We start from the raw sequence: 14,572 nt of genomic DNA on the forward strand, positions 1-14,572 counted from the left end.
CCGGTGGTCAGCGCAGGTAGCGGTCGAGGAACGGGCTCGCGAACTTGCCTTTCGGGTCGCAGTCGCCGGCCAGGCGGGCGAAGTCCGCGAGACGGGGGAAGAGCCGCCGGAGCTCCGGCGGCTCCATCGTGAAGATCTTCGCCCAGTGCGGCCGGGCGGCGAACGGCGCCAGCCGCTCCTCCACCAGCCGGACCACCGGCAGCACGGCCGCGGTGTCGGAGGTCCAGGTGAAGTGCACGCTGACCGAGTCGGCTTCGTAGAAGGGGCTCATCCAGAGCCGGTCGGCGGCGATCGTGCGCACCTCGCAGATCTGCAGCACCGGGCGGATGCGGTCGCGGACGGCGTCGAGCGCGTGCAGCGCCGACACCGCGTCGGCCCGGGCGATCATGTACTCGGAGTGCAGCTCGTCGCCGGCGCTGCTCGGCTCGTGGTCGGGCCGGAAGTGCGGCAGGCGCTCGTGCCAGCGGCCGGGCACGCCCAGCTGCTCGGTGCAGCTCGCCGCGGGCATCCCGTCCACGGGGTGGCAGGGCCCATCGGCCGACAGGGCGGTGAACCATGGCAGCTTGGCCACGTCCGCGGGGGGCTCGTCCAGCCGCTCGCCGATCCAGATCTGGGTGAGGCGGGGCGCGCTCCAGTCGGTGAACAGGCAGACGCTGTACGCGCTCGAGACCAGCTCGCCGAAGTGGTCGTCCAGCGCGTCCAGCGGCAACCCCTTGTAGACCTGCTGGCGCATCTCGTACGCGGGCACCAGGTCGAGGGTCAGGTGGGTCACCACGCCCAGCGCGCCCAGCCCGACGACCATCCCGTCGAAGCGCTCGTCGCCGCGCGCCACGGTGATCAGGTCGCCCTCGGCGGTCACCAGGTCGAGGGCTGACACCGAGGCCGCCAGGCAGCCGTTGCGGACGCCGGAGCCGTGGGTGGCGGTGGCGCACGCGCCGCCGACGGAGATGTGCGGCAGCGAGCCGAGGCTCGGCAGCGCGAAGCCGCGCTCGTCGAGGTGCCGGGTCAGCTCGGCGTAACGCATGCCGGCGGGCACCCGGGCGGTGGCCCGCCCTGTGGCCCGCCTGGTGTCCAGCTCGACGGAGGGGGGCAGCCCCGTGACGGACACCAGCGCGCCGGGGGAGTCGGCGAGGTCGTTGAAGGAGTGCCGGGTGCCGAGCGGCCGGATCCGGCGGCTGCGCGCCACCACCGCCTGAAGCTCCGCGACCGAGGACGGCCGGTGAACCTCCTGCGCCCGGTAGGTGATGTTGCCTGCCCAGTTGGTGGTCATGTCCCTTCCTCGATTCTGATGATCAGGCCCTCGCCGGGCGCGAGCCGCAGCGGGCGCAGCCCCACCGCCGACCCGGCGGGCCGGTCGCCGGTGGACACCTCGGCCAGGCCCCCGGCCGGCAGCCCGGACAGGACGGCCGCCGACGGGCGGGAGGCGAAGTTCAGCGCGACCAGCAGCCGCTCGCCGGGCGCTGACCGCAGGTAGGCGAAGACGTCATCGCCGGCCTCGACCGACCGGTAGTCGCCGCCGCGCAGCGCCGGGCTGGCCCGCCGGTAGGCGATGAGCCGCCGGTACAGGTGGAGCAACGAGCCGGGATCGTCCTGCTGGGCCGCCACGTTGACCTCGGCCTGGCCCGGCGCGAACGGCATCCACGGCTTCCCGGTGGTGAACCCGCGGCCGGTGGCGTCCCACTGCATCGGGGTGCGCTGCCCGTCGCGGCCGTCCACGTCCAGGGCGTCGGGCGGCGGGGCGTCGGTCATCCCGATCTCCTCGCCGTAGTACACGCACGGGATGCCGCGCAGGGTGAGCGCCATCATGGCCGCCACCCGGGCGCGCGCGGCGCCGTACCGGGAGGCGGAGCGGGGGATGTCGTGGGTGGCCAGGGCGTACGTCGGCAGGGCGCCGGGGCGCATCGCGGCGGCCAGCCCGTCCACGGTCCGCCGGAAGGCGGGGGCCTGCCAGGGCTGCTCCCAGAACGCGAGATGGAAGGCCGTGTGCATGCCGTCGCCGCCGAAGTAGTCGGCCAGCCGCCGGTCGTCGGAGATGGGCACCTCGCCCAGCGCCAGCTTGCCGCCGTACTCGTCGAGCGTCTCGCGCAGCTCGCGCAGCACCTGCAGCGTCTCGGGCAGGTCGAGGTTGTGCATCCGCAGCGTGGGATGGACGGTGTGCCGGCGGGCGTGTGCCAGCTCGGCCGGGTTGTCGCGCAGGTCGGCGTCCTTCAGCAGCCGGTGCGCGACGTCGATGCGGAAGCCGTCCACGCCCCGGTCGAGCCAGAACCGCCACACCTTGCGCATCGCCGCCCGCACCTCAGGGTTGCGCCAGTTGAGGTCGGGCTGGCCGGGGGTGAAGCTGTGCAGGTAGCACTGCCGGGTTCCCGGATGGTACGTCCACGCGGGCCCGCACCGCTCGAACGAGCTCAGCCAGTTGTTCGGCGGCTCGTTCCCCGGCCGCGGATCGGCCCAGATGTACCAGTCGCGCTTGGGGGCGGCGCGGTCCGAGCTCGACTCGGCGAACCACGGGTGCGCCACGGACGTGTGGTTCATGATCAGGTCGATCAGCACGCGGATGCCCCGCTCGTGCGCGGCGCGCACCAGCTCGTCGAAGTCGGCGAGCGTGCCGTAAGCCGGGTCCACCGCCTCGTAGTCGCTGACGTCGTAGCCGAAGTCGGCCAGCGGCGAGGGATGGAACGGCGACAACCAGACCGCGTCCACCCCCAGCTCCCGCAGGTAGTCCAGCTTGCCCAGCAGCCCCGGCAGGTCGCCGACGCCGTCGCCGTCGCGGTCGGCGAAGCTGCGCAGGTACACCTGGTAGATGACGGCCGTCCGCCACCACTCCGCGCGGGTCGTGACGCTCATCTGCCCACTCCTGACATGTCCGGATACCGGTCGCCGGCGGCGCTGCCGGGCGGGGCCGCCGCGTCGAGCAGCGCGCGGTCCTCGGCGCTGAGCCGCAGGCGCGCGGCGGCGACGTTCTCCGCCAGCCGGGCCCGGTTCTTCGCGCCGGGGATGGGGACGATGTCGTCGCCCTGCGCCAGCACCCAGGCCAGCGCGAGCTGCGCCGGGGTGACGCCGCGCTCGCGGGCGAGCCGGGCGATCCCCTCCACCAGGCGGACGTTGCGCGCCAGGTTGCCCGGCTGGAAGCGGGGCAGGGTCCGGCGGAAGTCGTCGTCCGCGAGGTCGTCCGTCGCGGTGATGCGGCCGGTCAGCAGGCCGCGGCCGAGCGGCGCGTAGGCGATGAACCCGATGCCGAGCGCGCGCAGCGCCGCCAGCAGCCCGTGCTCCGGATCGCGGCTGACCAGGGAGTACTCGGTCTGCACCGCGGCCACCGGATGCACCGCGTGCGCCCGCCTGACCGTCTCGGGGGACGCCTCCGAGATCGCCAGGTGGCGGACCTTGCCCGCGCGCACCAGCTCGGCCAGCGCCCCCCAGGTCTCCTCGACCGGCACGGACGGATCCACGCGGTGCTGGCAGTAGACGTCGATGACGTCCACGCCCAGCCGGCGCAGCGAGCCCTCGCAACTGGCTCGGACGTACTCGGGACGGCCGTTCACGCCGATCACCCGGCCGTCCGGGCCCTTGACGTTGCCGAACTTGGTGGCGATCAACACCTCGTCCCTGCGGTGCCGGATTGCCCGGCCGATCAGCTCCTCGTTGGTGTAGGGGCCGTACATGTCGGCGGTGTCGAGCAGGTTGACGCCCAGGTCCAGGGCGTGGTGGATGGTGCGCAGCGAGTCACCGTCGTCCCAGGCGCCGTAGAACTGCGACATCCCCATGCAGCCCAGGCCGAGCGCGGAGACCTGCGGCCCGCCGCGTCCCAGGGTGCGGTGGCGCGCCGGCGCGCCCTCATTCGTGTGCGTCATCATGCCGCCCTCTCCGTCGTCATGTGCTCGATGAGCCGGCCCCACCGCAGGAGCTGGCCGTCGGGCAGGTACCGCTCGCGCACCCGGCGCCGCGCGTCCTGCCCGAGCCGCCGCGCGAACGGCCGGTCGCCGAAGAGCCGCCGCAGGTGCGCGGCCGCCGCCGCCACGTCGCGCGGATCGTCCACCAGCAGCCCGGACCGGCCGTGGACCACCTGGTCGCGCAGCCCGCCGACGGCCGAGGCGAGCAGCGGCCTGGCCTTCCACATGGCTTCCGTCGCGGTCAGCCCGAACCCCTCGGCCAAACTTTTCTGCACGACGACGCTCGCGTGCCGCTGCAGCGCGTTGACCACCACGGCGTTCTCGCGCAGGTCGTCCATCGGCAGGCAGACGAGCTGGCAGCGGCGGCGGTGCGCGGACGGCAGCGCCTCCCAGACCCGCCGGCACTCCTCATAGACCCGGGCCGCGCCCGGGTCGTCGGCGACGCCCGCCAGGTCGGCGCCGGCCAGCGTCAGGTAGCCGTCCACGCCGGAGGCGAGGAAGCACTCCAGCACGCCGATCATGTCCTTGAGCCGGTCCCAGCGGGAGACCTGCACCACCATCGGCAGGCCCGCGGGCGGCGGCGGGCCCTCGCGCAGCACCACGGCGGGCCTGCTCACCCGGACCGGCGCGCCGACGGGCACGGGCGTCTCGACCGGCTCCGGCCGCTCGTGGGCGAGGATCCCGGCCGCTCCGAGCACGTCACGGACCTGGGCCGGAGTGAGGGGCATGTTCTTCGGCCCGCAGGGGTCGATCGAGGGAGGGACGACCAGCGGCCGGGGCGCCCAGCCCGGGATGTGGCCGGGCGTGGAGAACACGCTGGCGTCGGCGCCGGCGACGTGTTCGGCGACGAACCGGCCGCCGTCGCGCGTGTGCTCGTTCGGCCGGTCGCTGCCGATGTGGCAGCGCCACACCACGCGGGCGCCGCACCGCCGGGCCGCGCCGATCAGGCCCGCGGGCTGGGGGTCGTGCACGACCACGACGTCCCCGGGCCGGACGAGGGCGGCCAGCTCGCCGGCGGCGTCGTCCAGGTGACGGCGGTACCGGCGGGCCTCGGCCGCGCCGAGCGGGCCGCCGTCGCCCGCGATGCCGTACAGGCGCGACACCAGCCGCTTGGCGATGGCCTGGAAGCCGGCGTCGCCGTCCAGCACGAGCCAGCGCACGTCCACGCCGGTCGCGCGGGCCAGCGGGCCGAGCACGTGCAGCAGCTCGGCCACGCCGCCGCCGGCGGCCGTGGAGTTGACGTTCCAGACGGTGCGGCCGCCCAGCAGCTCGCGCACCCGCTCGCCGCCCCGGCGCAGCTCCGCCAGCCGGCGTTCCCCGAGCACGTCCCCGTACGGCTCCAGCGGGACCTCGGCGAAGGCGATCTCACGCATGGCCCGCTCCCACCGTCGTCGGATGCTCCAGCATGCCGATCCAGCTCGTCTCCCACAGCGCGGTGTCGGCGGGCGGTATCAGCTCGACCAGGCTCGGCCCGGGGCCCGCGGCCAGCGCCTGGAGCGTGACGGCGAACGCCTTGGTCTGCGAGGCCAGGTAGTCGGGGTCCAGGCGGCCGCTCAGGTCCACCCGGCGGGTGCGCAACCCTAGCGCGGCGGCCAGCTCGCCGTAGCGCGGGCCGCCGTCGCCGCAGACCACGAACGTCACCGGCGCGGCCTGGCGGGCGGCGTCGGCCAGCGCCTGCACGCCGTCGCCGCCGCCCAGGCCGCACAGCACCTTGGCGGACGGCTCGCCGAGCGCCAGCCCGGTGGCCAGCCCGGCGCCGCCGGAGGCGGCGAACGCGCCCGCCGGCAGCTCCTCCGGCGCGCCGCCCAGCACGTCACCCAGGACCGCGGCCACGGAAGGCGCCGTCCGCTCGGACGTCTGCCCGGACGTCCGCTCGGCCGTCTGCTCGGCCGTCTGCCCGGCGGCCTCTTGCCTGGGCGGCCGGTCCGCGTCCGTGGCCGTGCCCGGGGCCGTGGGCGTGCCCGCGTCCGTTCCTGTGGCCGTGGCCGTGTCTGCGAGCGCGGCCAGCGGCACCCAGGCGGTCTGCGCCAACTGCTGGGGGAGCGTCACCAGCGTGGGGCCGGTCGGCGACCGCTTGCTCTCGTGCAGCGCCTGCCGGACGGCCGTGACCAGGGCGTGTGCCGCGGCTGTGCCGTCCGCGCCCGGAGGCGGGAGCGGCTCGTGGCAGGACTTGGCGAACGCGCCGCAGGCAGTGAGCAGGCCGGGGTCGGCGGCGGGCAGCTCGGCGACGGCGACCGTGCCGATCCCGTCGCGCCGCAGGTCGGCCAGCGCGCCGAGCGCGTCGGCCAGGCCCCGCGCACCGGACAGCACCGCCGCGCCGTTGCCCGGCCGCACCATGCTGGCACCGCCCGCCTGGATGACCGCCTCCCGGTCGTCACGCGCCTCCGTCAGCAGGCCCAGGCGCGCTGCGGCGTCCCGCAGGGGCGACTCACCGGCTCCCGGTGCGGCGAAGACGATGCCGACGCCCGCGCGCCGGAGCGTCAGGGCCACCGCCTCCGCGCCGGTCAGCAGCACGTCGCCGGGATCGGGCAGGGCCTGGGCGACGGCGTGCCTCAGCGCCTGCTCGGACGCGCTGCCCAGCGCGCCGGCCAGTGCCCGCCCGAACTCCCGCCGCCCGGCATCCTCGATCAGGGCGGCGACCAGGCCGTTGACGCTGCCGTCCGGGCGGGTCAGCAGGGCGCGGAGCAGGTCGTGCACCGTGGGGCCGGCCGTCCGGGCCGCGTGGACCTCGCGCGGGCTCAGGCCGAAGGGGGCCAGGGCCTCGGCGGCGGGACCGGCGGCGAGCACCCGCACGCGCACGTCCGCCGCGGCGGACGGGTCCAGCTCGTCGAACGGCACCCCGCCGTCCTGGGCGAGCGTGATCCGCAACCGGTAGTCGCCGGGCTCGCCGGGCGTGCGCGCCCGCACGGGAACCGGGATGACCCCTTCGGGCGGTAGCGTACGCGGCAGCGCCGCCCTGATCGGCTGGGTGGGGACCTCCTGCCCGTCCGCGTCGTACCAGCGGTGCACCACCCTGACCGGGTACGGCGGCGCGGGCGTGAGCAGGCCCGCGCCCGTGTTGGCGACCCGGCACTCCACGGTCAGCAGGCTGCTCGGCTCGGCCCGCTCCTCGGCCGGCCCGGCCATCGTGATCTCGGCCCGGCACTCCTCCTCGGCCAGCCGGTCGCCGATGGCCCACAACCGGCTCGGCTGCCGTCCCAGCAGGTCGAACAGCTGCCGCTGGCCCTGCTCGTGCAACCGGGTGTGGTTGGCGGCGAACCCCTGCCGCGCGCCTTCGGCCAGCGGCGAGGGCACCAGCGCCAGCGCGTACACCTCGCGGGCGGGCAGCGGGACGAGCGCGACCTGGCGCCACTCGGCGCGGTCCACGACCGCGACGGCCGCCGTCTCCACCGAGGCGGTCAGGTAGCGGTGCGGGCTGACCCCGACGTACAGGTACCGGTCGGTCACGGCCAGGCCGCGCGGCCAGCCGGGCAGCCCGAGCCGTCGGGTCTCCTGCCGGGTCTCGTCGGAGAACTCCACCAGGTCGCCGGCGGCCGAGTCGCAGACGAGCCAGGTCCCGTCGCTGTAGTAGGGGTTGTGGGGGGCGTGCAGGCCGCGGAGCACGGGCTCACCGGTCTCCAGGTCGACGACCTGGCCGGTGGCCGGTTTGCCGCACTCGTCCCAGCCGCGGCGGCGTAGGAACGGGCCGAAGCCGCACACCATGATCTGGTCACCGACCACGGCCAGGCTGTTGAGGTGCCAGCTGTCCGCCTCGCCGGGGGCCCGCCAGAGCCAGGCCACCCGGCCGTCGGGCGCGACGCAGCGCACCTCGTTCTGGGTGGTGCCCACCACGAGCACCTGGCCGTTCACGGCGAGGATGTCGTGCGGGGTGGAGACGTGGTCGAGCCGGTGGTAGCGGCGGACGCCGGTCGCGTCGTAGGCGATCAGCTCGGCGGGGCTGCCCTCGGCGCTCCACAGGCAGCGGTACAGCAGCCCGTCGTCCGCGTGCAGGCCGGTGCTCGAGATGTGGTCGATCTCCTCGACGGCGCCGTCCGCGCCGTCGAGGGCGAACAGGCCGCCGCCGATCGTGTGATGTGCGTCGAAGCACGACGCGAGCAGGTGGTGGCCGGCCGGGATCAGCCCCGCCGGCTCTGCCGGGCCGGTCAGCTTCTCGCTGGTCATGGGTTTCCCCTCGTGGTCGTGGTCGTCTCCGGGGTTCTGGACACGGCGACCAGCGTGGTGTCCAGCCACGTCGTGCCGCCGGAGCCGGTGAGGAAGATCGCCGCCCGGGCCACGGCCTCCGGGTCCGTGGCGACGACGGTGTGCACGGCCGCCCCGCCGCCCGCGAGCCCGTCCGCGCGCGGTCGCCGGTCGCCGGCGGGCCCGGGAGCGGATGGCTCCTCGCCGCCTTCGCCTCCGCCGCCCTCGCCGAGGAGCAGGATCGAGGCCGGGCGGCCCTGCCGGGCGAAGACGGGCAGCGCGGCGCGGGCCAGGCCGCCCCCGCCCGCCGCGGGAGACACGCGCGCGACGGGTTCCACGACCGCGTCGAAGCCTCCGTACGCCAGCACCGCCTGGCGGACGGCGCCGCGGTCGGTGTCCCTGACGAGCGGCACCGCGCGCCGTTCCCCGTACCGGCCGCTGATCGCCGCGGCTGCCGCGACCGCCGCCGCCCGTCGCCCGGGCGGGGCGGCGAGGGCGACGTGCGCGCCGGCCGAGGCCAGGCGTTCGGCGACGGCATCCGCGCGCCCGTCGTCCGCGGCGACCAGGAACACCACGCCCGCCAGCGGCTCCTGGCCCGCCCGGAGTTGCGGCTTGAGCCGCATGAGCGGCCAGTACTCGTCCGCCGCGCCCTGGGCCTCCGACAACGACAGGTAGCCGCCCGCCGCGTCGGCCGCCCTGATGACCGTCATGGTCTGCGCCAGGTGGTCGGCGCACAGGCGGGCCTTGGCGGCGTCGGGGCCGCAGCTCACCGCGCCGAGGCCGGGCAGCACGACGGCGCGCGGCCCGTTGCCGCGCTTGCCCAGGGCGCGCGCGGGCCCGGTGACGTACCGGGCGTAGTACGTGTCGTACCAGTCGCGGTGCCGCCGGATCGCGGCCAGCACCTCGGCGGGCCCGGCGGGCGTCCGGTCGAGGACGAGTGGCCGGTACCCCACCGTGACCAGGTGGTCGGGGCAGCCAGGCCCCGCCTGCGTCCACCCGGGCCCGCGCACCGAGGAGGCGAAGCCGACCGCCTCGGGGCTGCGGTCGAGGTGCAGCACGACGCCCCGGCCGGCGCCGGACAGGGCACCGCGGACCGCCGGCAGCAGCTCGGCCAGCAGGTCCTCGGCCGCCTCGGGCGGGGGCGGGCGCACGGCCTGGCCGCCGAGGTCCGCGGGCCGGCACTGTGCCTTGCGCAGCGCGCGCGTCGCCCGCTCGACCGCCTCCAGGGAGTTGCGGTAGCACCGCTCGCTGCTGTCGGCCCAGGTGAAGATGCCGTGGTTGGCGAGCAGGACGAAGCGGCAGCGCGGCTCGCCGGCGATCCGGTCGGCCAGCTCGCGGGCCACGCCGACGTCGAACTGCCGGTAGTCGAACCAGATGGCCTCCTCGCCGAACTCGTCCTCGGCCGCCCGCCGCCCGCCGGGGGAGGCGGTGAGCGCGATGACCGCGTCCGGATGGCAGTGGTCCACGTGGCGGGCCGGGATGAACGCGTGGGTCAGCGTCTCGATGCCCGGCTGGCGCTGCTCGCCCCGCAGGCCGCTGTCCACCAGGTGGCCGATCATCTCGCTCTCGCTCAGCGGGCCGCTGTCGCGCAGGCGCAGCAGGTCGGCCAGGCGCAGCGCCGGGAAGTCGTCCGGCGTGGTGGTGGCGCCGTCGCAACCCCACGCGCTCATGTACAGGACCTCGACGGACCGGCCGCCGCGGTCCACGGCGACGTCCTTGACGGAGAAGTTGCCGCCGCCCTCCTTGGTCAGCGCCGGATCGGCCCCGACCAGGTGGGAGCGGTAGACGACCTCGTCGCGGCCCGCGAGCCCCCCGGCGACGGCCGGGTTCCACCGGTCCACCGGCGGCGTGAACAGCTCATCCATGACCGCTCCTCGCCATCGGTTCGCCCCGGCCGGCCGGGACGAACGGGAACGCGGTGCGCGCGTCCACCCGCAGGGTGGCGGCGGTGGCGTCGAACGCGGCCTGCCGGAAGTCTGGCACCACGGCCGTCGCGCCCGCCGCCCGCACCTGTGCCTCCCGCCGCGCGCAGGCCAGCGCCACGCACGTGGCCCCGGCCGCCACCGCGGAGGTCACCCCGCTGACGGCGTCCTCGAAGACCAGGCAGCGCCCGATGTCCACGCCCAGGCGCTCGGCCGCCAGCAGGTAGCCCGCCGGGTCCGGCTTGCCGCGCGGCACGTCGTCGGCGCAGATCACGGTCGCGAAGGCGGAGGGCAGGGCGAGTTGGCGCAGCACCTCGACGGCCTTCCAGTCCTGCGCGCCCGTCACCAGCGCGAGCGGCACGCCGGCCCGGCCGAGCGCGCCGAGCAGCGCGGTCGCGCCGGGGATCGCGGTGTAGACGAGGCTCTCCTGGTTCTCCTTGAGCCGCTGGTAGATCTCGCTGTACGCGCTGGGGGGCACCTCCGGGAACAGCACGCGCAGCGTGTGGTCGGCGCGGTGGCCGTACACGTGGCGCTCCAGGTCCTCGGCGCGCAGCAGGTAGCCGAGGTCGGCGGCCAGCCACTGCCAGAACTCCGTCACCGACCGCTCGGTGTCGGCGATGACGCCGTCCATGTCGAACAGCACTGCCTCGTACACCTCAGGCTCCTTCCGCGCGCGCGAACCGGTCGAGCCGCCCGATGGGCTCCGCGGGCTTCCAGCTCAGCGGAGGGATGTGGGCGTTGATGAGCGTGCCGTCGTCGTTCAGCACCGACGCCTCGGGGTGGGTCAGGTGCAGCAGCCGGTCGTCGTAGCTGTCGAACGGGGCGGCGATGTCGAAGCGGTAGACGAAGTCGTGGTCCTCGCCGCCCCAGCCCTCGTAGCGCTCGTCCATGCCGCCGATGCGCTCGAACACCGACCGGCGCACCCACAGGCAGCAGCCCGGCGGGCGCCGCAGCAGGAAGCCGCGCAGCCCGGCAGGGGCGGGGTCGGGGGCCTTGCGGTCGATCCGCTCGCGGATCGACCAGGACGTGGCGGCGTCGTCGAGGCAGAACATGTCCCGGTAGGTCAGGTGACCGGCGGTTCCCGGCCGCCGGAAGCGGGCGATGTTGCGGGCGACGAAGTCGCGGTCGGCCAGCACGTCGGCGTCCAGGATGCAGATCAGCTCGGCCGCGCCGCCGCGGTTGGCGACGCCCGCGTTCACCGTCCAGCACTTGTTGAACAGGCCCGCCTTGGGGGCGAACAGGTAGTCGTCGGCGTACGGCTCGATCTGCTCCCGCCATCGGGGCGCGTCGTCGGACTCCACGACCACGACGCGGTAGTCCGCGCGCGCGGCCGACTGGTCGCGCAGGGCGAGCAGGCAGGCCAGCAGGTTGCGCAGCCGGACGCCGCCGGTGTCGCGGTCGCGGAACGGGATGACGATGAGGGCGCCGGCCGTGGACGGGCCGGGCGGCGGCCCGTCCACGGGGCGCCCGGCCAGCTCCGCGGCGCTCACCTGCGGCTGCGACCGGTCGTAGGAGTGGCCGACGTGGTAGGCCACCCGCGAGTTGCACTCCGCCTGCCAGGCCAGGTCGAACAGCGTGCGCACGGCGGGCTCGCCCGGGTCGCGGCGCAGCAGGGCGGAGATCAGCCCGAAGTACGCGCCGGGGTCGGCGGGGTCGTCGGCGAGTGCCTGGCCCAGGGACCTGAGCGGCTCGTCGCTCTCCTGGACGGCCTTGACCACGGCCGCGGTCCACGGCTGGGCGAGCTCCCAGTAGAGCAGGCCCGCGCGGCGTGCCCCCAGGTCGGAGGCGATCACGAGGGAGTCGGCCACCGCGGTCGCCAGGACGGTCGGATTCGTCGGCATGAGGATGGACATCGCGGGTTCTACCCCTTTGCTGTGGAGGCGTATTCCTGGGCGAAGGCCTGCTCGGCCTCGATGCTCGCCGGATGGCTGAGCAGCTCCCGCAGGACGGCGAGCGGCGCGGTCACCGCGTCCGCCCCGGAGGCGAAGGCGTGCAGGACCTGCCCGGAGTTCTTCACGGAGGCGGCGATGACGCGGGTGGACCCGCGGCGCAGGCCGGCCAGCGACCGGATCAGCTCGGAGTCCGTCCGCAGGTCGCGCACCGCCCGGTCCAGGTACGGGATGACCGCCGCGCAGCCCATCGACTCGGCGACGAGCATCGCGTGCGGCGTCTGGGCGGCGGTCAGGGCCACGCGGGCGCCCCGGCGGGTCAGCGTCCCGGCGAGCGCGGCGCCGTCCGGCGTGGCGGGCAGCTTCAGCACGACGCGGTCCTTGTCCGCCGACCACGCCTCCTCCGCCTCCTCGGCCGCCGCGCCGGGCGGCCCGTACGCGCCGGTCGGCTGGTAGTAGACCTCGGGCAGGTCCACGGCGGCGAGCAGGTCGCGCAGGTGCCGCAGCGGGTCGGCGGTCTCCTTGCGCATGAGCGCCGGATTGGTGGTGATGCCGCGCACGAACCCGAGCGCGGCGGCCGCGACGGCGTCGTCCAGGCCGGCGGAGTCCAGGTAGAGGCCCATCACACCGGCACCGCCGTCCGCTGCTCGAAGCCCTGCGTGATCCAGATGCCGCGCCAGACCTCGGGGTCGGCGGGCAGGACCAGCTCCACCAGGGCGGGGCCGTCCGTCGCCGCGGCCCTGGCGAGGACGCCGGGCAGCTCGGCCACCGCCCGGCGCAGCTCGTCCGGGGCGCCGCCGATCGGGATCGGGACCCGCTCGGCGGGCATGCCGAAGGCGGCCGCGAGCCGGCAGTAGGAGAACCCGGCGACGTTCGACAGGTAGCCGCGCCCGCCTGGCGGCTCGCCGAAGGAGGCGAGCGCCTGCTTGGTCAGTGAGACCGACCGGCCGTTGTTGCACACGACGAACAGCACGGGCGCCCGCTCCTGGACGGCGGCCACCAGCCCCTGGAAGGAGTTGGTGAACCCCTGGTCGCCGAGGGTGCACAACACCTGCGCGCGCGGGTCGGCGATCGCCAGGCCGACCGCGTACGACAGGCCGCCGCCGACGAACCCGCCATGGCCGCCGAAGACGCGCAGGCCCGGCGGCAGGTCGTCGTAGTGCTCCGACAGCAGCCCGCCGAACATCTGGCTGTCGTCCACCAGCACCGGCCGGTCCCAGCCGCCGAGGAGGCCGGCCAGCGCGCCCGCCACCGCGCCGCGCCCCTCCTCGACGGCGGCGGCGGCCGGCTCCGGGGTGACGCGGGCAGCCGACAGCACCTCCTCGCGCGGCCACCACCGCTCCGCCCGCCCCCGGCCGGCCCGGCGCAGCCGGTCGGCGAGACCGGACAGCACGCCGGGGGCCTCGCCGATGACGAGGACGTCGTCGGCGTCCAGGTACTCGTTCTTGAGCACCTTCTCCGGATCGGTGTTGATCGCGATCTTGCGGCAGGAGGGCAGCCGGCCGGCGGTGCGCTCGTAGAGGTTGCGGTCCTCGACCGTCACCAGCAGGTCGCACGCCTCCAGCAGGTCGGTGTGGACGGAGCTGAACTGGTTGAGCCAGCCGGCGAAGTTGGCCACCTCGGAGGTCTGCAGCCGCTCGAACATCATGGGGCCGCGCCGGTAGCGCAGTTGCAGGACGGGCGCGCCGAGCATGCCGGACAGGTCGTCGAGCGCCTGCCGCAGCCCGGGGTGGCGCAGGGCGTAGTCGTCGATGAGGAACAGCGGCTTGTCGGCGTGGCGCAGCTCGCGGAAGGCGGCGTCGAAGGCCGGCTGGTCGAGGTCGAGCGGCCGCTCGGCGGCGGGGGCGCGCATCAGGTCCTCGACGGGGATCCACCGCTGCTCGGCCACGTCCTGCGGCACGCCGAAGATCGCGGGCCGGGTCGGCGGCTGGGCGGAGCTGTCCAGACCGTCGCGGAGCTGCCCGACGAACCGGCGGGCGGCCTCGCGCCGCCGGCCCGGGTCCTCGGGCACCGCGCCCGCCTGCCAGATCCAGTCCGCGAACGCCCCCATCCCGCCCATCAGGTCGTCCTCGCCGTGCGGCGGCAGGAAGCGGGCGGAGCTCGTGGACGGCATGCCGACGATGAACAGCGTCCCCGCCTCGTTGCGCCGGGCGTCGGCCACCGCGCCGGCCGCGTTGGTCAGCCCGCGGGCGCCGTGGAGGATGGCGACGCCCCGGTTGGGCTCCAGCAGCGACGCGCCGGCCGCCATGAACGCCGACTCCTTGTCGCCGCGGCCGTTCACCAGGCGCACGCCGTGCACCCGCTCGACCGCGTCGCACATGGACAGCTCCGAGGTGCCGGCGTAGACGAAGACGGTTTTCACCTCCTCGGCGGCCAGCAGCACGGCCACCGCCTCCGCGCCGGTCAGCCGGACCCGCCAGCCCAGCACCTCGTCCACGGCGGCGCGGGCGATGGCCTGCTGGGCCTGCGGGGCGGTGACGCCGCGCAGGCCGAGCACCTTGCGCAGCAGCAGCTCCGCCCGCTCCCGGCCGGCGACCAGGAACTCGCCGCAGCGCAGCGCGTCGGGGGTGCCGTCGGGGCGGCGGAACGCCTTGGTCAGCAGGGCGGCGTCGGGACGGTCGCCGTTGAGCGAGAAGATGATCTCGGTTTGGAGAGATGACATGGAAATCCGTCTCCTTCAGCGGATCAGGGCAGG

The 14,572-nt window shown here is 75.5% G+C and carries 10 protein-coding genes; all 10 read right to left on the bottom strand.

Annotated elements, in window-relative coordinates:
- Positions 1–7 precede the first annotated feature (7 nt).
- Genes AB0I79_RS52915 through AB0I79_RS52960 form a run of 10 tightly spaced genes read right to left on the bottom strand, consistent with a single transcriptional unit; the run spans position 8 to position 14,539 of the window.
- Positions 8–1,270 carry an FAD-binding protein gene (locus AB0I79_RS52915; protein ID WP_357891386.1) on the bottom strand — a complete coding sequence of 421 codons (1,263 nt, stop codon included), beginning with the start codon at positions 1,268–1,270 and terminating at the stop codon, positions 8–10.
- On the bottom strand, positions 1,267–2,844 hold the full coding sequence (locus tag AB0I79_RS52920; RefSeq protein ID WP_357891389.1) for an alpha-amylase family glycosyl hydrolase: 1,578 nt from the start codon (positions 2,842–2,844) through the stop codon (positions 1,267–1,269). The genes AB0I79_RS52915 and AB0I79_RS52920 overlap by 4 nt, the downstream gene beginning before the upstream one ends.
- Positions 2,841–3,851, bottom strand: coding sequence for an aldo/keto reductase (locus tag AB0I79_RS52925; protein WP_357891392.1), 1,011 nt, complete (start codon positions 3,849–3,851; stop codon positions 2,841–2,843). The genes AB0I79_RS52920 and AB0I79_RS52925 overlap by 4 nt, the downstream gene beginning before the upstream one ends.
- Entirely contained in the window at positions 3,848–5,260 is a 1,413-nt protein-coding gene (locus AB0I79_RS52930; protein WP_357891395.1) for a glycosyltransferase, read from the bottom strand. The genes AB0I79_RS52925 and AB0I79_RS52930 overlap by 4 nt, the downstream gene beginning before the upstream one ends.
- On the bottom strand, positions 5,253–8,048 hold the full coding sequence (locus tag AB0I79_RS52935) for a DUF4915 domain-containing protein (RefSeq protein WP_357891398.1): 2,796 nt from the start codon (positions 8,046–8,048) through the stop codon (positions 5,253–5,255). The genes AB0I79_RS52930 and AB0I79_RS52935 overlap by 8 nt, the downstream gene beginning before the upstream one ends.
- Complete coding sequence (locus AB0I79_RS52940) at positions 8,045–9,931, bottom strand: class II aldolase/adducin family protein (RefSeq protein WP_357891401.1); 1,887 nt, start codon at positions 9,929–9,931, stop codon at positions 8,045–8,047. The genes AB0I79_RS52935 and AB0I79_RS52940 overlap by 4 nt, the downstream gene beginning before the upstream one ends.
- Positions 9,924–10,643, bottom strand: coding sequence for an HAD family phosphatase (locus AB0I79_RS52945; protein ID WP_357891404.1), 720 nt, complete (start codon positions 10,641–10,643; stop codon positions 9,924–9,926). The genes AB0I79_RS52940 and AB0I79_RS52945 overlap by 8 nt, the downstream gene beginning before the upstream one ends.
- Position 10,644: 1 nt before the next feature.
- Positions 10,645–11,829, bottom strand: coding sequence for a galactosyltransferase-related protein (locus tag AB0I79_RS52950; protein WP_357891407.1), 1,185 nt, complete (start codon positions 11,827–11,829; stop codon positions 10,645–10,647).
- A gap of 20 nt (positions 11,830–11,849) precedes the next feature.
- The gene (locus AB0I79_RS52955; RefSeq protein WP_357891410.1) at positions 11,850–12,500 is read right to left on the bottom strand and encodes a transaldolase family protein; all 651 of its coding nucleotides are present in this window, start codon (positions 12,498–12,500) and stop codon (positions 11,850–11,852) included.
- Complete coding sequence (locus AB0I79_RS52960) at positions 12,500–14,539, bottom strand: thiamine pyrophosphate-binding protein (RefSeq protein WP_357891413.1); 2,040 nt, start codon at positions 14,537–14,539, stop codon at positions 12,500–12,502. Before AB0I79_RS52960 ends, AB0I79_RS52955 begins: the two co-directional genes overlap by 1 nt.
- Between the last annotated feature and the right edge of the window lie 33 nt (positions 14,540–14,572).

Source organism: Nonomuraea sp. NPDC050202 (assembly GCF_040656115.1).
Classification (GTDB): Bacteria; Actinomycetota; Actinomycetes; order Streptosporangiales; family Streptosporangiaceae; genus Nonomuraea.